This window comes from Rahnella sp. PCH160 (assembly GCF_047784855.1).
Lineage (GTDB): Bacteria > Pseudomonadota > Gammaproteobacteria > Enterobacterales > Enterobacteriaceae > Rahnella.
Genome location: NZ_JBLOGT010000001.1, coordinates 1,511,007 through 1,531,468, shown reverse-complemented (window position 1 = coordinate 1,531,468; position 20,462 = coordinate 1,511,007). Strand labels below are relative to the sequence as shown.

The window sequence follows — 20,462 nt, the reverse complement described above, 5'->3', positions numbered from 1 at the left end:
AACCCCGGCAGCGATGCCGGGGTATTAAGGAAAAACCATGAGCGACGACACACACATCATCAAACTTGGCGACGATCCGCGCTTTTTACCGGAGTTCAGCGCGATACGCGAAGAGATCAACAAATCCAACCACCCTTCTCAACCGGAAGTGAACTGGCGGCTGATTGAGTCGCTGGCGCTGACGCTGTTTAAAAGCAACGGGGTCGATTTACATACGGCCACTTACTACACGCTGGCGCGCACCAAAATTAACGGCCTGTCCGGGTTCTGTGAAGGGTGCGAGCTGCTGGCGGGGCTGATCACCGCCGAATGGGAGCGCTTCTGGCCGCAAAACTACCAGGCGCGCAGCGACATGCTGGAGTGGTTCAACACCCGCATCGGCAACATCCTGCGAAAAAATCCCGCTCTGGCGCTCGGCGACGTCCCGTTGCTGTACCGCACCGAACGCACCCTGCAACTCATCTGCGACAAGCTTCAGCAGGTCGAACTTAAGCGCGTTCCCCGGGTAGAAAACCTGCTCTATTTTATGCAGAACATCCGTAAACGGATGGAGGCCGAACAGCAGGCGCAAAGCGCGCAGGCCTGTCAGTACGTTTCCCCGACGCTGGTCTATATGCCGGAACCGGCGGCTTATGCCGAGCCCGTCTACTCGCCGCTGCCCGCCATGGACCCCGGACATCAGGCACCGAAAGTCGAAGTGCATTTTGCCGGTTCCGAAAACAAAAAACGCCCTTCCCGGCTGCCCATTATCGGCGGATTTCTGGCCGGTATCACCTGCACGGCGGCGGTCTGCGGAGGGTTATGGTGGTGGCAGGTTGCCCCCATGCAACAGAAAATTGCGCAGGTCAACGACACCCCGCAGGGGGGCGCGGCGCTCTGGCTGACATCACCTGAGCTGAAAGACTACCCGCAACGCCTGAACCGCTTGCTGAGTGCATCCCCGCTGCAACCGCTGGAAACCGGCGGGCATATGACCAAAACGGCGGCCGCAGTCTGGCCTGAAAACGAACAGCAGCAGCAGGCCACCGCCCGCTGGAACGCGGCAATCACACTGCGCGCCGACAACAGCCCGACGCTGCGAGGCTATCTTCAGGTTCAGCAGGACTTACACGCATTCGCGGCACTCCTGCTACAGCGGGAAAAAAGCAAAGAAGGCGTCACGCTTTCCTATCTTAAAACCGTCGCCTATCAGGCCGAAACCCTGCTGAATAAGGAAACACCGCTCGAAGCGCTGTTAACCCAACTCGAAGACGCTAAAAAACAGAACCAAAATACGCAAACGTTAGAGAAACAAATAAACGAGCAGCTCGATGCCTTATCCAGCCGCTTGCTGTTAATCAAAAGTGCCGGGCAACCGGGAATAACGCGTTAATCAACACCGTTAATACACATGACTAAACGAAAGGAATAACATCATGGCAAATCTTATTTACTTAACCCTCAACGGCCAAACCCAGGGCCTGATCTCCGCAGGATGCTCATCGCAGGATTCTATTGGGAATAAGGCACAGATCGCACATTTAGATCAGATAATGGTTTATGAGTTGACAAATTCAATCTCAAGAGAGCAGAGTTCTACACACCACCCCGTAATAATAAAGAAACCCATTGACAAATCATCTCCATTGTTAGGGAAAGCTATATCTGACAATGAGATTTTAACATGCGATTTTGATTTTTATCGAACAAACAGATTCGGAATAAACGAATTATACTATAAATTAAAGCTCACTAAGGCCAGAATGACATATATTAATCTAAATATTCCAAATGTATTATTAGATAATAAAAATCAGCCTGAAGAAAAAATATCATTTTCATATGAAACAATAACATGGGAGCACATATCTGCAGGTACAAGTTCGTATAGTTTGTGGAATGATAGAATTTTATAAATACTACCCCACAAAGAAATACATGGGTATATAAATGGCTGTACTTTTACTTATAGTACAACCTATCCTTCATTAATTTTTTTGCAAAAATAAGAAATAGTGATTGACATTAAGATTTGTCATTCACTATTTCTTACATGACCCTCTTTCGACTTTAAAAAAACAGATATGATGATAACTATATATGGAACAAAAAAATACCCAAGGCATAACCAAATTGAGACCCTGGTGTCTCTTAGCCTTCGGACATTACTTGAAAGAAGAGGGATTAAGTAAAATAAATAAAACACTAAAGTAAATCCATCACTCAACATATAAAAAATAGTTAAAATTAAATGATGTAAAATAACAAAAATAACAAAAAAAAACGATTATCCCTCCCTGTAAAATTAAATGAGTTAACATAACCACGATTTAAAATATTGAGAATAATACACGCCAAATTCATTTATCACCTCCACTAACAACTCTAGTAAACATACCTATAACCACCAGTGTTAAAATAGTGGTAGCGATAATAACCCAGATTAAACTCACACTATTTCTAGCCAAATAAAATGTGTAGTTTAAATTTGATACACCATGACATATAGCTGCCCCCTGCCCCTTTAAAACAATAGTTAAAATGATAAAATTAAGAAAATACCCCACCATAAAAAACAATTTTCGCTTACATTTACCAAATCGCCAATTACGTGAAATTAATAACAAGAACAATGAAACAGCCAACCCCATCATGAAGAAAAACCCACCGGCCTTAAACAAAGAAATAACATCATCATGTTGATTGGATATAACTATTTCATAGCAAGAAAAAAATAACCGATGAAATAAAGATAAAAAACAAAACCTAATATCATGTAAAAAAAAGCCATAAATATTATAACTATTTCAACTTTCATACAAACAACCTCATTTCATACTATCCATAATGGATTTCATTTCATTAACTGATGAAATAATTACAACTTCACGAGTTTTTTATTATATTTTGCAATTGCCGTAGGCACATCCAACCCACCACTACTTGAAATGAAATTTATATCTAACCGACCATATAGCTGTATGTCTGGGATAGGATCTTGACCAAAATCAAGAGGTGCAACAAAATTAATATGGTAGCTATCAGAAAGTAATTTTGTTATTTTTTCGCCTAAGAAGTTATCATTCAGATTAGGTAATGGAACAATATAAGTATTAGTCCCACAGAAAACCAGGTTATTAGCCACTTCGGGAGTGTTTTTTGAAATCACTTCATGCCCATATAAAATTCGTAGGGTCTGCCATAGCGTTATGTTGTCATAGTCTATTTTTTCGTCATCAAGATATATATCTTGAAAATGACATACCTCATAGATCGTTCTTACCACTTGGATAGCTGCACTGCCAACCGTATTCCATAGTGCAGGTAGCCCACTTTTTGCATAAATTTTTTCGACAGTAAAATATATCCCAGTGCCTTTGACATGACGTGGCATGCTCATGCTAACAACCCCTATTATTCAATTCAAATACATGAGCTTTGTATCTTCTATAAAACAGAAAAGCCCACCGCAATAAGACCTCAACCATGAGGCTCCATATCCTATTATGGATAGTATATTAAATCATACGACATAAGAAATTAAAATTTAACTACCCACAAAAAAAACCTACCATAATAATAAGAAATGAAAATGGATTGTGTTATTAGCTTCATGAATGAAAGTCATAACCTATAACAATTAAATTAACACTTATCATTAATTTAATTAAAAAACTCTTGTGCAATAACTTACTTTGAACATTATTCATTGTGAACTTTTTTTACAGCGTGATTTTTTATAAATTAGATTTTCCAAAGTCTGACATGGCGTGTTTCTGGCCGGCAGCGCCTGCACAGCGGCGGTCTGCGGGGGTTATGGTGGTGGCAGGTTGCGCCCATGCAGCAGCAAATCGTGCGGGTCAACGACACCCCGCAGGGCGGCGCGGCACTCTGGCTGGCATCACCTGAGCTGAAAGACTACCCGCAACGCCTGAACCGCTTGCTGAATGCCTCCCCGCTGCAACCGCTGGAAACCGGCGGGCATATGGCCAAAATGGCGGCCGCCGTCTGGCCTGAAAACGAACAGCAGCAGCAGGCCACCGCCCGCTGGAATGCGGCAATTACACTGCGCGCCGACAACAGCCCGACGCTGCGAGGCTATCTTCAGGTTCAGCAGGACTTACACGCATTCGCGGCACTCCTGCTACAGCGGGAAAAAAGCAAAGAAGGCGTCACGCTGTCTTATCTCAAAACCGTCGCCTATCAGGCCGAAACCCTGCTGAATAAGGAAACACCGGTTGAAGCGTTATTAACTCAGCTCGAAGACGCTAAAAAAAAGAACCAAAATACGCAAACCTTAGAGAAACAAATAGACGAGCGGCTCGATGCCTTATCCAGCCGCTTGCTGTTAATCAAAAGTACCGGGCAGCCGGGAATAACACCATGGCACATCTTATTTACTTAACCCTCAACGGCCAAACCCATGGTCTGATCTCCGCAGGGTGTTCATCGCAGGATTCTATTGGGAATAAGGCACAGATAGCATATCAGGATCAGATAATGGTTTATGACCTTTCACATGCTATTTCACGAGAAGAAAATGCCAATCATCACCCGGTATTTATCACTAAGCCTATCGACAAATCATCGCTTTTACTTTGTAAGTCAGTATCAGAAAATGAAATACTCACATGTGACTTTGATGTTCACAGGATAAACAAATTTGGCATTAACGAATTATTCTATAAATTTAAGTTAACTAAAGCTCGAATTACCAACATTGAAGTAATTTTCCCTAACGTGTGCATATTCTGGCCTATCGTGAACACTCATTCTGGCAGAACGTGAACGCACTTTCTGGTTTCGCGTGAACGCGTATTCCGACGGAAAATACCACGATTTTGCACCATGGCCAGAATCACTGTTCATTTTGCCAGAATCGGTGTTCACCTGACCGGAATTGCTGTTCACGTTTCCAGAATCATTCTTAACGCATTGATTTTTGCTGCTATATCTATCCCTTTCATTACAGGGGGTGATATATGCCAAACAAGAGAATCGCAATGCGTAAAATCCATGAAATTTTAAGGCTGCGTTTTGAGGTCGGCCTGTCATTCCGTCAGATAAGCCAGTGCGCCGATGTCAGCACAGGTGCCATCCAGAAAATGCTCAAACGCCTTGAGGCCTCCGGGATCTCCTGGCCGTTACCAGAGGGGATGTCAGAGCCCAGGCTTGCCAGCATGCTGTATCCGGACTCTGACAGTCGTCCCGGTGCGCTGGAAGATCCTGACTGGGCTAAAATCCATATGGAGTTGCGTAAGAAAGGCGTCACCCGCCACCTTCTGTGGGAAGAGTATTGTCAGCGGATGCCGATCCGGGCGTACAGCTACTCACAGTTCTGCTGCCGCTACCAGACCTGGTCCCAGTCACAGAAGCGCTCCATGCGCCAACAGCATCTCGCTGGTGAAAAATGCTTTATCGACTACTGTGGGCCCACGGTGGCGGTTATCTCACCCGAAACCGGTGAGTGCCGGCAGGCTCAGATCTTTGTGGCGGTGTTGGGGGCATCAAACTATACCTTCGCGGAGGCCACGTATACACAGTCGCTACCGGACTGGCTTCTCAGCCACGTCAGGATGCTGGAGTTCTTCGGCGGCGTTCCCGAAATCCTGGTCCCTGATAACCTCAAAAGCGGGGTTAATAAAGCCTGTCGCTACGATCCCGAACTGAATCCGTCCTACCAGCAACTGGCGGAGCACTATCAGGTCGCGGTAATACCGGCCCGCCCCCGAAAACCCAGAGACAAGCCGAAGGTGGAAGTTGGCGTTCAGATCGTTGAGCGCTGGATCCTGGCCCGACTGCGGCATCAGGTCTTCTTCTCGCTGGCAGAACTGAACCACTGTATCCGTACGCTGGTTACGGATCTCAACGAACGCCCCTTTAAAAAACTGCCCGGCAACCGCCGGGAAGCCTTCGACAGGCTGGACAAACCTGCGCTCAGGCCGTTACCGGTACAGCCGTGGCGCTACCGGCACATCAAAAAAGCGAAAGTGAATATCGATTATCACGTTGAATATGAACAGCACCATTACTCTGTGCCGCATCAGTACGTCGGCAAAACGGTGGAACTTCATGCCTTCGACAACCTGCTGGAGGTCTGGGCTGAGGGCCTGATGATCACCAGTCACCCGCGGCGTCTTCATCCCGGTAACAGCACCGCAGCAGAGCATATGCCGGAGCGTCATCGCCACCATCAGCAGTGGACGCCAGAGCGGTTGAAAAACTGGGCGGCAGGCGTGGGCTCCGACACGCTCAAGTGGGTCAGTGAGCGTCTGGTGGAAAAAGCGCATTCGGAGCAGGCCTACCGCCTGTGTCTGGGGTTACTGAGCCTGACGCGCGAGTATCCTTCTGAGCGCGTCAACAACAGCTGCCGGCTGGCTAATGCTGAGGGGCTAACCCGACTGAAGCAGATAAAATCGATACTGAAAAATAATCGCGACCTTGTTCCGGCGGACGGCGATCTGCATCCGTCTCAGGAACTTCCTCAGGAACATGAAAACATCCGTGGCCCACGCCACTTCCACTGAAACAGGGAACTCGATAATGCCACATACGCTGATGAAACAGCTGACTGAAATGAAACTGATGGGAATGGCAGCCGCGCTGTCCTCACAGATGGAACAACCCGGCACTTACGAAGAGCTCTCCTTCAGGGAAAGGCTGGCGTTGCTGGTGACGCGTGAATCTCTGGAAAGGGATCAGCGCAAACAGAAACGCCTGTTGCAAAAGGCCCGGCTGAGGCTTGAAGCCTCGGTTCACGACATCGACTATCAGCCGGTGAGAAACCTGGAGCGTTCGCGGATCGCTCAGTTAAGCCAGAACGAGTGGGTGGTCAGGGGGCAGAACCTGCTGATAACGGGTCCCTGCGGCTGCGGTAAAACCTATGTAGGCTGTGCGCTGGGCAACAACGCCTGCCAGCAGGGTTACAGCGTACAGTACTGGCGACTGAGCCGGTTGCTGGTTGAACTGACCCACAGCCGGGCAGACGGCAGTTACCGGAAACAACTTGCTCAACTGTCCAAAACGCAGTTGCTTATCCTGGATGACTGGGGTCTCGAACCGTTACTACCAGCGCAACGTAACGATCTGCTGGAACTGATGGACGACAGGTACGGTAAGAACGCCACGGTCATGATAAGCCAGCTGCCAACGGATGAGTGGTACGGTTGCGTTGGAGATAACACATTGGCGGACGCGATCCTTGATCGTCTGATGCATAACTCGCACCGTCTGGAAATGAAAGGTGAATCGATGAGAAAACGACTGGCACAGGTTGACTAAAAGTGAACGGTCGGTGTAATAAAAAGAAGTTAGGGCGCGTTAGGAAATAACGCATTCACGTTCAGCCGGAACGACCGTTCATCTTCGCCAGAATACGCAACGTGATACTTAACAGTAATTGCCTGCCTCATGAAACACTAACACTTTCATATGAAACAATCACTTGGGAACATATCACTGCAGGGACGAGTGCCTACAGCCTATGGAATGATAGAGTTCTGTGATGTTCAAGGCATCAATTTACCATAGTGACATGAGATGAATATTGGCTGATAGATAGCGCTATAATATCAACGATATCTATCAACCATTTTCAATGCTCCACAGGTAATTAACATGATATAAATATTTAAACTACCACCATTTCCACTTTAATGGCCCACTGGCCTTTGGAATTAACGACATGTATAAAAAAGAAAAAATTAAACATGAATACTGCAAGTATGGGTATTCTAGGAAGTCAATTATCTTTGTAAACCCATTGCCATAAATTCCAGCATACAAATATGAAGCAGATACACACAAGTTTATAATTAGTGCAATAATAAACAAAGGAGCATTTCTGAAGGATGAAGAAAAAGATCTAACCCAATAAAGAAAAATCGCGACACAAAATGAAAAAGAAAAATATAATAATATAGGTGTGTATGAAAATGAATCTATGACAATGTCTCTGGAGTTAGTGATTATCAAAATACCCCCCTTCACTGATTCCTTTGATTATTTGGAAAAGAGAATGTAAATACATGAACTTACTCATACCTCGATAAGCAGAGCTATACAATACTCTTGAAAAACCTGCAAAAATTGATCTATGTCGTAATAATAACATTAAAATTTAACTACAACTGACTGATGAATTTCAATGAAGTGATTTCCCAAGTGAATATGTCAGCGAATAAATTTAGATAGAATAGTTATTCTATCAGATATAAATAACAGGTACTGGGTTATACATTCCGAACATCATATAAGTGAAGCCCCATAAAAAAAGGCCACCGTCTCCGGCAGCCTTTTACTTTTAAATCCGATTATTCATAAATCAGGCTCGATTAATGACGTTTCCCGTCATCATCTTCATCGACGAAATCTTCATCTTCGCCTTCTTCACCTTCTTCGTCGTCATCGCCTTCGAAGTAAGTGCCCCAGCCGTCATAGTTGACGCCGTTGGCTTCGGCCAGATTCATCAGTTGTTCAACCTGAGCGTCGATCAGTTCCGCTTTCAGCGCGATTTCGCTGATTACGTCACAACACATCAGAACAGAACCGTCTTCGACTTCCAGCTCTTCCGGGTCGGTAACTTCGTAACCCAGCTTGAAAGCTTCAACCGCCGCTTTCTCCAGAACTTCGAATTTCTCTGAAGATAAGTGGTGTTCAATGGTGTAAAGCGCGTCAGGATCGCTGCCATCGTCCAGCAGCTCTTCGATGATTAAGCGAGTCTCTTCACGTTGTTCGTCCAGCAATTCACGGTTTGCCATATCTCAGTCCTCAATCAATGTGACGTTTGACCGCTATTTTCACACACCACAGGGCGCGCCTCCACTATAAACGACAAAGTTTTTGCTTCGGGGTTGTAATTGCATATTCATACAGTTAAATTGAATTTAAATTCAATCCGAAATGCTAACGCGCTATGGAGCGACATCATGAGTTTGTTGAGTAAACGTCATTTTCTCAGGTTACTGGATTTTACCCCGTCAGAGATTTCGTCCCTGCTGAAACTCTCCGCAGAATTAAAAGCCGCTAAGAAAAACGGCACCGAGAAGGCCAGCCTGCAAGGCAAAAACATCGCGCTCATCTTCGAAAAAGACTCAACACGCACCCGATGCTCTTTCGAAGTTGCCGCATACGATCAGGGGGCGAAAGTCACCTATCTCGGCCCAAGCGGCAGCCAGATTGGCCATAAAGAATCCATGAAAGATACCGCCCGCGTGCTTGGCCGGATGTATGACGGTATTCAGTATCGGGGTTACGGCCAGGATAAAGTGGAAATACTGGCGCAATACGCCGGTGTCCCGGTCTGGAACGGTCTGACCAACGAATTCCACCCGACCCAATTGCTGGCGGATTTGCTCACCATGCAGGAACATCTGCCAGGCAAACCGCTGAAAGGCATGCGTCTGGCTTATCTGGGCGATACCCGTAACAACATGGGGAACTCGTTACTGGAAGCGGCAGCGTTATGCGGGCTGGATTTACGTCTGGTCGCGCCTTCTGCCTGCTGGCCGGAAGCTGAACTGGTCGCCACCTGCGAAAATCTGGCAAAAGAAAATGGCGGCAGCATAACGTTGACAGAAGATATCGCGACCGGCGTGAAGGATGCCGATTTCCTGTATACCGACGTTTGGGTATCGATGGGTGAGCCGAAAGAGGTCTGGAAAGAACGTATAAATCTGTTGCGTGGGTATCAGGTTAACAGCGCGATGCTGGCACTGACCGGCAATCCGAAGGTGAAGTTTCTGCACTGTTTGCCTGCGTTTCACGATGACCAGACCACGCTCGGCAAACAAATGGCAGAAGAATACGGCCTGCACGGCGGCATGGAAGTCACCGACGAAGTATTCGAATCTAGCCATAGCGTGGTCTTCGATCAGGCTGAAAACCGTCTGCACACCATCAAAGCCGTGATGGTCGCTACCCTCGGCAACGCCTGATTTTATCCGGCATCTTTTGCGACAAGGCAAAGTGATGCCGTTTTATTCCCCCGGAATCCTCTGCTATATCGCTCTCCTGCCGTCAAAGCCTGCCATTTTCAACTAACCTTTTCAGAGCACTGTTATTTTTCATACAAAAAGAATGCTGTAAGAAGGAACCGCTATGAGCTCAGTTAATCTCGAGTATGTCCTGCGGCTGGAAAGTCTTTTAAGCCGGATTTACCCCAGAGAACACATTGCTGACCTGCTGAAAAAAATCCTGCATCTCGCTGAAAAATGGAACTACGGCAAACACCGCACGACAAGTTGGGTCGATGGCACCCATATTTATCTGATCACCTACGGCGACAATATTCGCCACGGCGAGCAACCGCCGCTGGCGACCTTAAACCATTTCGCCAATACTTATCTGCGCGAGATCGTCAGCGACATCCACATTCTGCCGATGTATCCCTACAGCTCGGATGACGGTTTTAGCGTTATTGATTACCGCCGGATCGACGAGAATCTCGGCGGATGGTCCGATATTCATCATCTCTCCGCACATTTCAATCTGATGTTTGACTGCGTCATCAACCATATCTCGCGATCCAGCGAGTGGATGAAAGGCTACCTGCACGACGATCCGTATTACAAAGATTACTTTATTGCCTCGAATCCCGAGCTCGATTACAGCCGCGTGGTGCGTCCGCGCGCCTCGCCGCTGCTGACGCCATTTATCAAAGCCGACGGCACCGAACTGTATCTGTGGACGACGTTCAGCGAAGATCAGGTGGATATCAATTTCAAAAATCCGCAGGTTCTGCTGGAGAGCATCGACGTATTGTTGCAGTACGCGGCCAGCGGCGGCCAGTCGATCCGCCTCGACGCCATCGGGTATATCTGGAAAGAAGTGGGTACGCGATGCATTCATATGCCCCAGGCGCACAACATCATTAAAGTCTGGCGCACGATCCTCGACGAAGTGATCCCCGGCACACGGCTCATCACGGAAACCAACGTGCCGCATCACGAAAACATCAGCTATTTCGGTGAAGGTGATGAAGCGCATATGGTGTATCAGTTTCCGTTACCGCCGCTGACGCTCTACGCCTTTTTACGTCAGGACACCACGACCCTGACACAATGGGCGCAAAGCCTGAATGCAGAAGCGCGCTATCCGGACACCACGTATTTCAACTTTCTGGCGAGCCACGACGGCATTGGCCTGCGCCCGACGGAAACCTTCCTCACCGACGATGAACGCAAATATATGGCGCAGGAAACACTGCGCAAAGAAGGCCGCGTCTCCTATAAAGACAACGGCGACGGCACACATTCGCCTTATGAACTGAATATTAATTACCTCAGCGCCCTGACCGAACCGGAAGATGATATCGACCTGAAAGCCCGTAAATTCCTGGCAGCGCAGGCGCTGTTGCTCTCGTTTATCGGCGTTCCGGCGATTTACATCCACAGCCTGCTCGGCAGCGAGAACGATCTCGACGGCATGCATCAGTCCGGGATCAACCGCCGCATCAACCGTAAAAAACTGGAACTCGGCACACTGGAGGCTGAACTGGAGAAGAAAGACAGCCTGCGCTCCCGCGTATTTTACGGCTTACAGGAACTGATTAAACATCGTCGCGCACATCCGGCGTTTTCGCCGCAGGCAGGCCAGCGCGTGTTTGATCTGGGCAAATCGTTATTCGCCATGGAACGTTATGATCCGAAAAGCGAAGATCGGATCACCTGCGTGTTTAACATCAGCGATCATTCCCAAATGCTGAAACTGGCGGTGGAAGGCAAAGATCTGATTGGCGGAGAAGTATTTAACGGCCAGATGCGGCTCCAGCCGTGGCAGGTGGTGTGGATCAAACACAAACTTAAAGCGCCAGAACGTCTTGGCAGGCTGCGTCGCTGGCGGATGAAATTGTTTAAACGGACAAAACGTTAAACTGACTGGCCGTTAAGCAGACAACGTATTGACATCCATTTTGACAACCGCTTTGCGCACGTTGGCCGGTTCGCCGACGGCGCACAGCGGTTTATGCACTTCGCCCGGATAAAACACCACGAAATCACCGGCCTGCATAATCATGGTTTTTTCCTGCTCGCCGGCAGCCAGAAACGCGATGTCTTTATCTTCCAGCCAGTCAGTATCAACGGTTCCCGCCGGAAGATTGCTGAACGTCATCCCTTCCGTCCCGTTCAGGACAATCTGGATATCCAGATAACGGGCATGGAACTCCGCACGGCGTTCCGCCTGAGGCGCGGTTGAATCGTTAGAAATCAGAACAAACGCGTCGTTCCCGCGAATATCGTGTTTACCCAGCGGTGTTTGTGCCGTGATATTTTTCTTCACATACTCAATGGCTTCGCGCAATTCAGCGGGCAGATAAGGCACTAAATGCAGTTGATGAATGTTACCGGTGATCATGGTTTTCCCTTCGTTAAAGTTAAAATGAAATACTGTTTCAATGTCTGCACATCATAAAGAAAAGAAAGGCAATACCTTTTGATCCAGTTAACAATTTTCGTCTCCATTTTCAGCCATACCAATCGTTTGCTTATCGGCCATTTTTCCGCTTGATGTCGCCGGTGACGCGCGTATAATGCGCCACAATTTGCCGGGAGAACCTATGAACAATTGCCACGTTTTGTGCTCAGATGATCGACCAGACACCGTGCCATCAGGCAGCCCGCTGCCGTTGTTCTTCCGTTGCATCTCCGGTCAGCGTTCAGTTGATCAAAAAGAAAGGCCCCTCATTGCAGGGGCTTTTTTTTGTCCAAAATTTGGGTGTGTCGCGTTTGAGCGCGCATCTTCTAAGAACAAAGAAACAGGAGAATAACGATGGCTAACCCGCTCTATCAAAAAGACATCATTTCTATCAACGATCTCAGCCGCGAGGAACTGGAACTGGTGCTCGACACCGCGGCCAGCCTGAAAGCGAATCCGCAACCGGAATTGTTGAAACACAAAGTGATCGCCAGTTGTTTCTTCGAAGCCTCAACCCGAACGCGCCTGTCGTTTGAGACGTCCATGCATCGTCTCGGCGCTTCCGTCGTCGGTTTTTCTGACAGCAGCAATACGTCGCTCGGCAAGAAAGGCGAGACACTGGCAGACACCATTTCGGTGATCAGCACCTACGTGGATGCCATCGTGATGCGCCACCCGCAGGAAGGCGCGGCGCGTCTGGCGACTGAATTCTCTGGTGGCATTCCGGTTCTCAATGCCGGTGACGGCGCGAACCAGCACCCGACGCAAACTTTGCTGGATTTGTTCACCATTCAGGAAACGCAGGGACGTCTCGATAACATCAAAATCGCGATGGTCGGTGACCTGAAATATGGCCGCACCGTTCACTCTCTGGCGCAGGCGCTGGCGAAATTTAACGGCAACCGCTTCTACTTTATCGCGCCCGACGCGCTCGCCATGCCGGGGTATATTCTGGCGCTGCTGGAAGAGAAAGGCATTGAATACAGCCTGCACAGCAGCATCGATGAAGTCGTGCCGGAAATCGACATTCTGTACATGACCCGCGTACAGAAAGAGCGTCTGGACCCGTCTGAATATGCCAACGTCAAAGCGCAGTTTGTCCTGCGCGCGGCGGATCTGAACGGCGCTCAGCCGCACCTGAAAGTTCTGCACCCGCTGCCACGCATCGACGAAATCACGCCGGATGTCGATAAAACGCCCTACGCCTGGTATTTCCAGCAGGCCGGCAACGGGATTTTTGCGCGTCAGGCTTTGCTGGCGCTGGTATTGAACGCAGAGACTGCACAGTCAGCTTGAGGAGAAAACGATCATGACACACGACAATAAACTTCAGGTTGAAGCCATTAAATGCGGCACGGTAATCGACCATATTCCGGCGCAGGTCGGCTTTAAATTGCTGTCGCTGTTTAAATTTACGCAGACAGAACAGCGCGTTACCGTCGGCCTGAATTTGCCTTCCGGTGAACTTGGCCGCAAAGATATTATTAAAATCGAAAACACGTTCCTGACCGACGAACAGGTCAATCAGCTGGCGGTCTATGCCCCGCGCGCCACGGTGAACCGCATTGATAATTACGACGTCGTGAAGAAGCTGATGCCGACGTTGCCGGACCGCATTATCGGGGTTTTGCGCTGCCCGAACGGCAACTGCATCAGCCGTTTTGAACCAGTGGATTCCAGCTTTGCGGTAAAACAGCGTGCAGATGGCGTTCATCTGAAATGCAAATACTGCGAGAAAGAGTTTGAGCATCAGGTTGTACTCAACAACGATTGACCATACCCGTCATACTTCAGGTTGCAGGTGCGCTGGCTTCGCTCTTTCACCCGAATCACTGACCTGAGTCAGCTCATCGGGATTCTCTCACTTGCCGCCTTCCTGCAACCCGAATTATTTAGGGTATACTGGTGGCTGGATTTTTACCCCCCTAACCCAAAATCAGGAGACGTTATGTCCCGCGAAATCAGCACTGAAAACGCACCCGCCGCAATCGGTCCTTATGTTCAGGGCGTGGATCTGGGCAGCATGATCATCACGTCAGGCCAAATCCCTGTTGATCCTAAAACCGGCACTGTGGCCGATGACATCGCCGCTCAGGCGCGTCAGTCTTTGGAAAACGTCCAGGCTATCGTTGAAGCTGCTGGCCTGAAAGTTTCAGACATCGTGAAAACCACTGTTTTCGTGAAAGATCTGAATGACTTCGCCACCGTTAACGCCACTTACGAAGCTTTTTTCACCGAACATAACGCACCTTTCCCGGCACGTTCATGCGTTGAAGTTGCCCGTCTGCCAAAAGACGTGAAAATCGAAATCGAAGCCATCGCCGTCCGCCGTTAATCGCGCCAGCCGCACTTCGAACTGACCAGCCTGCGGGCTGGTTTTTTTTCGCCTGTCCGTTCACGTTTCTTATGTTTTTCCGCCACCGGTGGCGGTTGCTTCATCAGCGACCATACTTACCGTAACACGACCATTTTTGCCCTCTTTTCACTCAGTCAGAAACTTTTCTGCACCTAAACAGGGCGGCATGACCTCTTTTTCCTTCATTTTCAGCCCGTTTTGCACGCTGGCACACTTTATGCCTGATCTTCATTGTTATTGAACGATTCAATTGCGGCCTGTCCAGTTTGTGAGGTGATGATGATCAAGATTGACCTTTCCGATTCACCCTTTTTTGATGAGATGCTAATGGCTGACGGGACGCACCGCAGTCATTATCAGGCCTACTGGCAGTGGTTGCAGCAAGCCGATCAACAGGCGGTTCAGCGCAAAAAAGAGGAAGCGGCGCTGTTATTCCACCGGGTGGGGATTACCTTTAATGTTTACGGTGAAGATGATGGCGCGGAGCGGCTGATCCCGTTCGACAGTGTTCCGCGGATCATCCCGGCCAGCGAATGGCAAATGCTTGATCGCGGCATTCGTCAGCGCGTTCAGGCGCTGAATGCTTTTCTGCACGATATTTACCACGATCAAAAAATACTGAAAGCGGGGATCGTCCCGGCCGAACAGGTTCTGGCAAACGAACAATATCAGCCCTGTATGCAAGGCATCGATCTTCACCGCGATACTTACGCGCACATTGCCGGAACCGATATGGTGCGCGGCGGCGATGGCGAATATTACGTGCTTGAAGATAATCTGCGCACGCCGTCCGGTGTTTCTTACATGATGGAAAACCGCAAAATGATGATGCGGTTATATCCGGAACTGTTTGCCGAACAACGGATTGCACCGGTTTCCCGCTACCCTTCCCATCTGCTGCAAACCTTGCGGGAAAGCACCACGGTGAATGATCCGACGGTGGTTGTCCTGACGCCCGGCCGCTTTAACAGCGCGTATTTCGAACACAGTTTTCTTGCGCAGCAAATGGGCGTCGAACTGGTGGAAAGCGCTGATCTCTTCGTCAAAGACGGTGCCGTGCTGATGCGCACCACAGCAGGCCCGTGCAAGATCGATGTGATCTACCGCCGCCTCGACGATGCGTTTTTGGATCCGCTGGCGTTCCGCGCCGATTCAATGCTGGGCGTTCCCGGCCTGCTGTCAGTCTACCGCGCCGGTGGCGTCGTGCTGGCGAATGCGATTGGCACTGGCGTCGCCGACGACAAGTCTATCTATCCGTATGTGCCGGAGATGATCCGCTACTATCTGGCCGAAGATCCGATACTTAACAACGTGCCGACCTGGCAATGCCGCAAGGGATCCGATCTTTCTTTCGTGCTGGCAAACCTGGAAAAAATGGTGGTGAAAGAAGTCCACGGTGCAGGCGGTTACGGCATGTTGATCGGCCCGACCGCCAGCAAAGTTGAAATTGAACGCTTCCGTCAGTTACTGAAAACCCGGCCTGAAAACTACATTGCACAGGAAACGCTGGCGCTCTCAACGTGCCCGACGTTTGTCGAAAACGGTCTGGCTCCGCGCCATATCGATTTGCGGCCTTTTGCACTGACCGGCGCTGAAATTCGTCTGGTGCCGGGTGGGTTAACCCGCGTCGCGCTGGAGGAAGGCTCGCTGGTGGTGAACTCATCTCAGGGCGGTGGCACCAAAGATACCTGGGTGCTGGAAGACGATTCGGAAGATCCAACGGAGGGTGACGCATGCTAAGCAGAACAGCCAGCGAACTGTACTGGATGGCGCGTTATCTGGAACGCGCCGAGAATATCGCACGCCTGCTGGACGTGACCAATAAACTGTCATTGATGTCGATTCGTGATGTTAACGCCCGCGATGAAAATAACGATTTGCTGGTTCCGCTGACCATGACCGGCACCCGTACGTTATTTAACGAGCACTATCCGCAGGAAACGATGGGCAATTTGCTCAACTTTTTTGCACTCGACAGTTTCAACCACAGCAGCATATTCAGCTGTCTGCAGATGGCCTGGAACAACGCGCATGCGGTGCGCGGTAGCCTGTCTTCCGAAGTGTGGGAAAGCATCAACGCCACCTGGATTGAAATGAAGCTGATCCGCCGTCAGGGCGTCGGCTCCGCAGGCGCAGATTCTTTCTTCGACTGGGTTAAGGAGCGCTCGCATCTGTTTCGTGGCGCGATGTTTGGCACCTTATTACGCAGCGACGCACAGAATTTCATCCGGCTCGGTACCATGCTCGAACGCGCCGACAGCACCGCACGGTTACTGGACGCCAAGAATCAGTTGCTCAATGCCGACGAAGATCCGGTACGCGAGTACTACCGGATGGACACGTTATTGCGCGCCGTCAGTGCCCGCGAAGCGTTCCACACGCTCTACAAGCAGCAGGTCAGTCAGAAACGCATTGCCGAGCTGCTGATACTGCGCCGCGAATTGCCGCGATCCCTGTTGTCCTGCGTAGAAATCATGGCCGAGCAGTTGGAGGAAATCGGCGGATCAGCGGGCAATTTGCCGCGTCGCCGCGTTCATACCCTGCATGCTCAGCTCCGCTTTACTGAAATGGAAGAGATAGTCGAAATGGGCCTCAGCCCCTGGTTAATGCAGTTTCTTGATCAGACCAACGCCATCGCTGAGAGCATTCATCAAACCTATCTGGAGGCACAATAATGAAACTGAATGTCAGTCATCAGACGCATTACACCTATGCGCAACAAGTCAAACACAGCACGCAATATCTGCGCCTGACCCCGCAGGACTCCAGCCATCAGAAAATCCTCTCATGGGATCTGACGCTGCCTGAATACGCTACCCGCACGCTGGACGCTTATGGCAATGTGTTACACGTACTGACACTGGACCAGCCGCATCAGGCGATCATCATCGAGGCCAACGGCGTGGTGGAGATTGAAGACAACACAGAAGACGACAATTGCGGACATCTGTCGCCGCTGGTCTTTTTGCGCACCAGCCCGCTGACTCAGGCCGACGGCGCAATCCGTGATTTCGCCAACCGTTATTACCGGCCGCAGGCGCAGCACGAAAGCCTGTGCAGCCTGATGGGCGAACTGCTGCTGAAAATGCCTTACAGCCCCGGTACCACCACGGTGAAAGACAGTGCCTCGCAGGCGTTTTCTGCACAGCAAGGCGTGTGTCAGGACCACACCCACGTTTTCCTCGCCTGTTGCCGCAGTCTGGGCATTCCGGCGCGTTACGTCAGCGGCTATCTCTACACCGAAGACTCCGCACATGTGGCAATGCACGCGTGGGCTGAAGCCTGGCTGGATGACCGCTGGCAGAGCTTTGATGTCACGAATAACACCTGTCAGCCCAATCAGCATTTGAAACTGGCTATCGGCATAGATTATCTTGATGCGTGCCCGGTCCGCGGTATCCGGTTAGGTGGAGGATGCGAAGACATGCGCACTGTCGCGGCGGTAGAGATGTTCGATATTCCGCAATAATCCTGACTGATTGAAATAGGAAGATTTTTCTATGACTTACTGTGTGGCCATGCGCTTGTCCTCTGGCCTGGTGTTTGTTTCAGACTCGCGCACCAACGCCGGAGTGGACCATATTTCCACCTTCCGCAAACTGCACGTTTTCCATCAAAGCGATGAACGTGTGCTGGTGCTCCAAAGTGCCGGAAATCTGGCGACCACACAGAGCATTATCAGCCTGCTGCACCGTCGATGCCTGGATGATGAGCGGGAAAACCTGCTCAACGTGGAGTCAATGTATGACGCCGCAAGCCTGCTGGGCGAAACGGTTCGCGAAGTGATTGCCCGCGACAGCGGTGCGAATCAGGGCGGGAGCACGGATTTCAGCTGTAACCTGCTGCTCGGCGGCCAGATTAAAGGCGAAGGGCTGCGGTTGTTTCATGTTTATCCGCAGGGGAATTTTATCGAGGCCACACACGACACGCCGTATTTTCAGGTGGGTGAAAGTAAGTACGGTAAACCGATTATCGATCGCGTGCTGAGCTTCGAGACGCCGCTGGATCAGGCGATGCAATGCGCGCTGATTTCGATGGATTCCACGTTGCGGAGTAATCTGTCCGTCGGCCTGCCGCTGGACGTTCTGACCTACCCCACAGACAGCTACAGTACCGCACAACAGTATCGGATCACCGAAAGCCATCCGTATTTCGACATGATCCGCAAAGGCTGGGGCGAAGGCCTGCTGAGCATTTTTGCGCAGTTGCCACCGCTGAAACTGGAAGAGTAAATCTTTAACCGGAAGCCATGGCGATTGATATAGTAAATCACCATGGCTTCCGGCAATGAGATACCGGCAATTATTATTGATGGCTCAATTTAGCCGTTTCATTCAACTTGTTCATTTCAGCCATGCTTTTATCATAAGCCGATTTAAATAACTGCATCCCCAGGATTTGACGCTCGCGTAACGTCATCGTGCGGTATTGTTCAATAGTGGGCAGTGATGGCATATCCATTTCCTCCATATCCAATATTTGACACTATCGTGTATTTCAATGAGTGCCGGTGTTTTCTGGCTAAACGATCATAGAAGTGTTTTAGTCTGGGATTATCGGCAATAGCCAGCAAGAGTTGTGATTGATATTTGATAACGTGTTTTTCAAGAATGATTTCTAACACGTTACCCAGCGCCGCCATCCCCTTTGCATTGAGCTGCTCGTCCGGCTGTGCTGGCGTGTAGTATTCTTCCTTATCAACATTATTTTGTCTATCGGATTTCACGTCAAAGCTCCCGGCAGGCAGAGTGAAGCCAACTTCTTTTTCACGTTCCCATAAATACTCACGATCACTTCTCAAGATTTCAAAGAAGACCATAATAAACGGAAATCCATTTATTAAAAATTTGAATGATTGGTAGTTAAATCCATTTTGATGTAACTCGTTAAAGTCATCACTTAACTGAAAAGGCATATTATCTTCCCTGAAAAATATCATTAAATTTTAAAAAACATAATTTAATGTTTTATTTCAAGATGCCAATGAGGAAAGTAAAAAACTTAATGACGGATTCAGATAAAAATAGATCGTTACACGTTTTCACTGAGATTTTCAGACAGAGATCCACAATTTGTGGACCTCTCCATTATCCGGCCTGATTCTCTTCCATCTTCTTCACGAGCTTTTTCTCGACTTCGAAAGGATCGATGCCGCGAAGTTGTAACCGGCGGAAACGGATGATGTTAAAGCCGTTCATGACGAGGAAACTGCCTTCAATAAGCGATCCGCCGATCGAACCGAGCCAGATATTGTGGAATACCCAGCAGCAGGTCGAGCACCACATGATGCAGCGCGTGGTCAGCCCGCTGGTGCGGAACAGCGCCCAGGTGCTGACGACCGTTGCGCCAACAGGCAATAATTCCACCCAGTGGTGCGCGCGGCTCAGCCCCAGAACCAGCGTCAGGACGATGAAAATCACCATAATCCACTGATTACGTGTGCGCAGGGAAATCAGGGTTCGTACCGAGTTCAGCAAGGCGCTCATGCCCGCCGGTGCAGCGCCCATCATCAGGAAATGCACGCCTATAATGGCGCTGTAGGCTGAAAGCTGCTGTTTGAAGCGGCGGTCGCTGCGGTTGAAAAACATCGTGATACCGACCACAAAGGCCAGAACACCGACTGACTGGGCAAACCAGTAATACGTCATTTTTCGGAGATCTCATTCGAAGGATGCGTAAAAAAGCAAACGGCGCTTCATATTTGAAACGCCGT

Annotated in this window: 23 protein-coding genes; 15 read left to right on the top strand and 8 right to left on the bottom strand. The window is 49.4% G+C overall.

Annotated elements, in window-relative coordinates:
- The first annotated feature begins 37 nt into the window (after window positions 1–37).
- Together ACM5QY_RS07120 and ACM5QY_RS07115 are read left to right on the top strand one after the other, a co-directional pair.
- On the top strand, window positions 38–1,372 hold the full coding sequence (locus ACM5QY_RS07120; RefSeq protein WP_416119891.1) for a VasL domain-containing protein: 1,335 nt from the start codon (window positions 38–40) through the stop codon (window positions 1,370–1,372).
- A 43-nt stretch (window positions 1,373–1,415) separates the two neighbouring features.
- Window positions 1,416–1,895: an Hcp family type VI secretion system effector gene (locus ACM5QY_RS07115; RefSeq protein WP_416119890.1), complete on the top strand. Its 480-nt coding sequence runs from the start codon at window positions 1,416–1,418 to the stop codon at window positions 1,893–1,895.
- A gap of 119 nt (window positions 1,896–2,014) precedes the next feature.
- On the opposite strand, the gene ACM5QY_RS07110 is transcribed toward ACM5QY_RS07115, so the two are convergent.
- The 3 genes from ACM5QY_RS07110 to ACM5QY_RS07100 all read right to left on the bottom strand — a co-directional run bounded on the left by ACM5QY_RS07110 (window position 2,015) and on the right by ACM5QY_RS07100 (window position 3,379).
- Complete coding sequence (locus ACM5QY_RS07110) at window positions 2,015–2,218, bottom strand: DUF805 domain-containing protein (RefSeq protein ID WP_463366395.1); 204 nt, start codon at window positions 2,216–2,218, stop codon at window positions 2,015–2,017.
- 121 nt (window positions 2,219–2,339) lie between these two features.
- The gene (locus ACM5QY_RS07105; RefSeq protein ID WP_416119889.1) at window positions 2,340–2,633 is read right to left on the bottom strand and encodes a hypothetical protein; all 294 of its coding nucleotides are present in this window, start codon (window positions 2,631–2,633) and stop codon (window positions 2,340–2,342) included.
- Window positions 2,634–2,857: 224 nt separating this feature from the next.
- Window positions 2,858–3,379, bottom strand: a complete 522-nt coding sequence (locus tag ACM5QY_RS07100; protein WP_416119888.1) for a hypothetical protein — start codon at window positions 3,377–3,379, stop codon at window positions 2,858–2,860.
- 438 nt (window positions 3,380–3,817) lie between these two features.
- Here ACM5QY_RS07100 and ACM5QY_RS07095 point away from each other — a divergent pair, with 438 nt between their 5' ends.
- The 4 genes from ACM5QY_RS07095 to istB all read left to right on the top strand — a co-directional run bounded on the left by ACM5QY_RS07095 (window position 3,818) and on the right by istB (window position 7,260).
- Entirely contained in the window at window positions 3,818–4,384 is a 567-nt protein-coding gene (locus tag ACM5QY_RS07095) for a VasL domain-containing protein (RefSeq protein WP_416119887.1), read from the top strand.
- Window positions 4,363–4,767 carry a type VI secretion system tube protein TssD gene (gene tssD, locus ACM5QY_RS07090; protein WP_416119886.1) on the top strand — a complete coding sequence of 135 codons (405 nt, stop codon included), beginning with the start codon at window positions 4,363–4,365 and terminating at the stop codon, window positions 4,765–4,767. Before ACM5QY_RS07095 ends, tssD begins: the two co-directional genes overlap by 22 nt.
- 194 nt (window positions 4,768–4,961) lie before the next feature.
- Entirely contained in the window at window positions 4,962–6,506 is a 1,545-nt protein-coding gene (gene istA, locus ACM5QY_RS07085) for an IS21 family transposase (RefSeq protein ID WP_416119222.1), read from the top strand.
- A 13-nt stretch (window positions 6,507–6,519) separates the two neighbouring features.
- Complete coding sequence (gene istB, locus ACM5QY_RS07080; protein WP_416122809.1) at window positions 6,520–7,260, top strand: IS21-like element helper ATPase IstB; 741 nt, start codon at window positions 6,520–6,522, stop codon at window positions 7,258–7,260.
- Between the two features lie 1,052 nt (window positions 7,261–8,312).
- On the opposite strand, the gene rraB is transcribed toward istB, so the two are convergent.
- The gene (gene rraB / locus ACM5QY_RS07075) at window positions 8,313–8,738 is read right to left on the bottom strand and encodes a ribonuclease E inhibitor RraB (RefSeq protein ID WP_104924309.1); all 426 of its coding nucleotides are present in this window, start codon (window positions 8,736–8,738) and stop codon (window positions 8,313–8,315) included.
- A gap of 168 nt (window positions 8,739–8,906) precedes the next feature.
- Between rraB and argF the strand changes: the two genes are divergently transcribed.
- Together argF and ACM5QY_RS07065 are read left to right on the top strand one after the other, a co-directional pair.
- Window positions 8,907–9,914 (top strand): ornithine carbamoyltransferase, encoded by a 1,008-nt coding sequence (argF, locus tag ACM5QY_RS07070; protein ID WP_416119885.1) that lies wholly within the window; start codon window positions 8,907–8,909, stop codon window positions 9,912–9,914.
- A 163-nt stretch (window positions 9,915–10,077) separates the two neighbouring features.
- The gene (locus ACM5QY_RS07065; RefSeq protein WP_416119883.1) at window positions 10,078–11,850 is read left to right on the top strand and encodes an alpha-amylase family glycosyl hydrolase; all 1,773 of its coding nucleotides are present in this window, start codon (window positions 10,078–10,080) and stop codon (window positions 11,848–11,850) included.
- 12 nt (window positions 11,851–11,862) lie between these two features.
- On the opposite strand, the gene ACM5QY_RS07060 is transcribed toward ACM5QY_RS07065, so the two are convergent.
- Window positions 11,863–12,333 carry a NanQ anomerase/TabA/YiaL family protein gene (locus ACM5QY_RS07060; protein WP_416119882.1) on the bottom strand — a complete coding sequence of 157 codons (471 nt, stop codon included), beginning with the start codon at window positions 12,331–12,333 and terminating at the stop codon, window positions 11,863–11,865.
- Between the two features lie 414 nt (window positions 12,334–12,747).
- Between ACM5QY_RS07060 and pyrB the strand changes: the two genes are divergently transcribed.
- The 7 genes from pyrB to ACM5QY_RS07025 all read left to right on the top strand — a co-directional run bounded on the left by pyrB (window position 12,748) and on the right by ACM5QY_RS07025 (window position 18,981).
- Complete coding sequence (gene pyrB / locus ACM5QY_RS07055; protein WP_416119881.1) at window positions 12,748–13,689, top strand: aspartate carbamoyltransferase; 942 nt, start codon at window positions 12,748–12,750, stop codon at window positions 13,687–13,689.
- Window positions 13,690–13,702: 13 nt separating this feature from the next.
- Window positions 13,703–14,167 (top strand): aspartate carbamoyltransferase regulatory subunit, encoded by a 465-nt coding sequence (gene pyrI, locus ACM5QY_RS07050; protein ID WP_104924304.1) that lies wholly within the window; start codon window positions 13,703–13,705, stop codon window positions 14,165–14,167.
- A 174-nt stretch (window positions 14,168–14,341) separates the two neighbouring features.
- Window positions 14,342–14,728: a 2-iminobutanoate/2-iminopropanoate deaminase gene (gene ridA, locus ACM5QY_RS07045; protein ID WP_416119880.1), complete on the top strand. Its 387-nt coding sequence runs from the start codon at window positions 14,342–14,344 to the stop codon at window positions 14,726–14,728.
- 300 nt (window positions 14,729–15,028) lie between these two features.
- The gene (locus tag ACM5QY_RS07040; RefSeq protein WP_416122832.1) at window positions 15,029–16,489 is read left to right on the top strand and encodes a circularly permuted type 2 ATP-grasp protein; all 1,461 of its coding nucleotides are present in this window, start codon (window positions 15,029–15,031) and stop codon (window positions 16,487–16,489) included.
- The gene (locus ACM5QY_RS07035; protein WP_416119879.1) at window positions 16,483–17,424 is read left to right on the top strand and encodes an alpha-E domain-containing protein; all 942 of its coding nucleotides are present in this window, start codon (window positions 16,483–16,485) and stop codon (window positions 17,422–17,424) included. Before ACM5QY_RS07040 ends, ACM5QY_RS07035 begins: the two co-directional genes overlap by 7 nt.
- Window positions 17,424–18,218: a transglutaminase family protein gene (locus ACM5QY_RS07030; RefSeq protein ID WP_416119878.1), complete on the top strand. Its 795-nt coding sequence runs from the start codon at window positions 17,424–17,426 to the stop codon at window positions 18,216–18,218. Before ACM5QY_RS07035 ends, ACM5QY_RS07030 begins: the two co-directional genes overlap by 1 nt.
- A gap of 31 nt (window positions 18,219–18,249) precedes the next feature.
- Entirely contained in the window at window positions 18,250–18,981 is a 732-nt protein-coding gene (locus tag ACM5QY_RS07025) for a proteasome-type protease (RefSeq protein ID WP_416119877.1), read from the top strand.
- A gap of 73 nt (window positions 18,982–19,054) precedes the next feature.
- Here the strand turns inward: ACM5QY_RS07025 and ACM5QY_RS07020 are convergent, their stop codons facing one another.
- The 3 genes from ACM5QY_RS07020 to ACM5QY_RS07010 form a co-directional block, all read right to left on the bottom strand.
- A complete protein-coding gene (locus ACM5QY_RS07020; protein ID WP_416119876.1) occupies window positions 19,055–19,204 on the bottom strand; it encodes a hypothetical protein in 150 nt (49 codons plus the stop codon).
- On the bottom strand, window positions 19,182–19,664 hold the full coding sequence (locus ACM5QY_RS07015; RefSeq protein WP_416119875.1) for a hypothetical protein: 483 nt from the start codon (window positions 19,662–19,664) through the stop codon (window positions 19,182–19,184). The genes ACM5QY_RS07020 and ACM5QY_RS07015 overlap by 23 nt, the downstream gene beginning before the upstream one ends.
- Window positions 19,665–19,836: 172 nt before the next feature.
- The gene (locus ACM5QY_RS07010) at window positions 19,837–20,397 is read right to left on the bottom strand and encodes a YgjV family protein (protein ID WP_416119874.1); all 561 of its coding nucleotides are present in this window, start codon (window positions 20,395–20,397) and stop codon (window positions 19,837–19,839) included.
- Between the last annotated feature and the right edge of the window lie 65 nt (window positions 20,398–20,462).

What these genes read in the sequence shown, in the direction of transcription:
- ACM5QY_RS07100 (WP_416119888.1), bottom strand. Translation starts at nt 3,379, where the DNA reads ATGAGCATGCCACGTCATGTCAAAGGCACTGGGATATATTTTACTGTC.
- ACM5QY_RS07020 (WP_416119876.1), bottom strand. Translation starts at nt 19,204, where the DNA reads ATGCCATCACTGCCCACTATTGAACAATACCGCACGATGACGTTACGC.
- ACM5QY_RS07010 (WP_416119874.1), bottom strand. Translation starts at nt 20,397, where the DNA reads ATGACGTATTACTGGTTTGCCCAGTCAGTCGGTGTTCTGGCCTTTGTG.
- ACM5QY_RS07120 (WP_416119891.1), top strand. Translation starts at nt 38, where the DNA reads ATGAGCGACGACACACACATCATCAAACTTGGCGACGATCCGCGCTTT.
- rraB (WP_104924309.1), bottom strand. Translation starts at nt 8,738, where the DNA reads ATGGCAAACCGTGAATTGCTGGACGAACAACGTGAAGAGACTCGCTTA.
- ACM5QY_RS07035 (WP_416119879.1), top strand. Translation starts at nt 16,483, where the DNA reads ATGCTAAGCAGAACAGCCAGCGAACTGTACTGGATGGCGCGTTATCTG.
- pyrB (WP_416119881.1), top strand. Translation starts at nt 12,748, where the DNA reads ATGGCTAACCCGCTCTATCAAAAAGACATCATTTCTATCAACGATCTC.
- ACM5QY_RS07015 (WP_416119875.1), bottom strand. Translation starts at nt 19,664, where the DNA reads ATGCCTTTTCAGTTAAGTGATGACTTTAACGAGTTACATCAAAATGGA.
- ACM5QY_RS07065 (WP_416119883.1), top strand. Translation starts at nt 10,078, where the DNA reads ATGAGCTCAGTTAATCTCGAGTATGTCCTGCGGCTGGAAAGTCTTTTA.
- ACM5QY_RS07115 (WP_416119890.1), top strand. Translation starts at nt 1,416, where the DNA reads ATGGCAAATCTTATTTACTTAACCCTCAACGGCCAAACCCAGGGCCTG.
- ACM5QY_RS07030 (WP_416119878.1), top strand. Translation starts at nt 17,424, where the DNA reads ATGAAACTGAATGTCAGTCATCAGACGCATTACACCTATGCGCAACAA.
- ACM5QY_RS07060 (WP_416119882.1), bottom strand. Translation starts at nt 12,333, where the DNA reads ATGATCACCGGTAACATTCATCAACTGCATTTAGTGCCTTATCTGCCC.
- ACM5QY_RS07095 (WP_416119887.1), top strand. Translation starts at nt 3,818, where the DNA reads ATGCAGCAGCAAATCGTGCGGGTCAACGACACCCCGCAGGGCGGCGCG.
- ACM5QY_RS07105 (WP_416119889.1), bottom strand. Translation starts at nt 2,633, where the DNA reads ATGATGGGGTTGGCTGTTTCATTGTTCTTGTTATTAATTTCACGTAAT.
- ACM5QY_RS07040 (WP_416122832.1), top strand. Translation starts at nt 15,029, where the DNA reads ATGATCAAGATTGACCTTTCCGATTCACCCTTTTTTGATGAGATGCTA.
- tssD (WP_416119886.1), top strand. Translation starts at nt 4,363, where the DNA reads ATGGCACATCTTATTTACTTAACCCTCAACGGCCAAACCCATGGTCTG.
- ACM5QY_RS07025 (WP_416119877.1), top strand. Translation starts at nt 18,250, where the DNA reads ATGACTTACTGTGTGGCCATGCGCTTGTCCTCTGGCCTGGTGTTTGTT.
- istA (WP_416119222.1), top strand. Translation starts at nt 4,962, where the DNA reads ATGCCAAACAAGAGAATCGCAATGCGTAAAATCCATGAAATTTTAAGG.
- ridA (WP_416119880.1), top strand. Translation starts at nt 14,342, where the DNA reads ATGTCCCGCGAAATCAGCACTGAAAACGCACCCGCCGCAATCGGTCCT.
- argF (WP_416119885.1), top strand. Translation starts at nt 8,907, where the DNA reads ATGAGTTTGTTGAGTAAACGTCATTTTCTCAGGTTACTGGATTTTACC.
- pyrI (WP_104924304.1), top strand. Translation starts at nt 13,703, where the DNA reads ATGACACACGACAATAAACTTCAGGTTGAAGCCATTAAATGCGGCACG.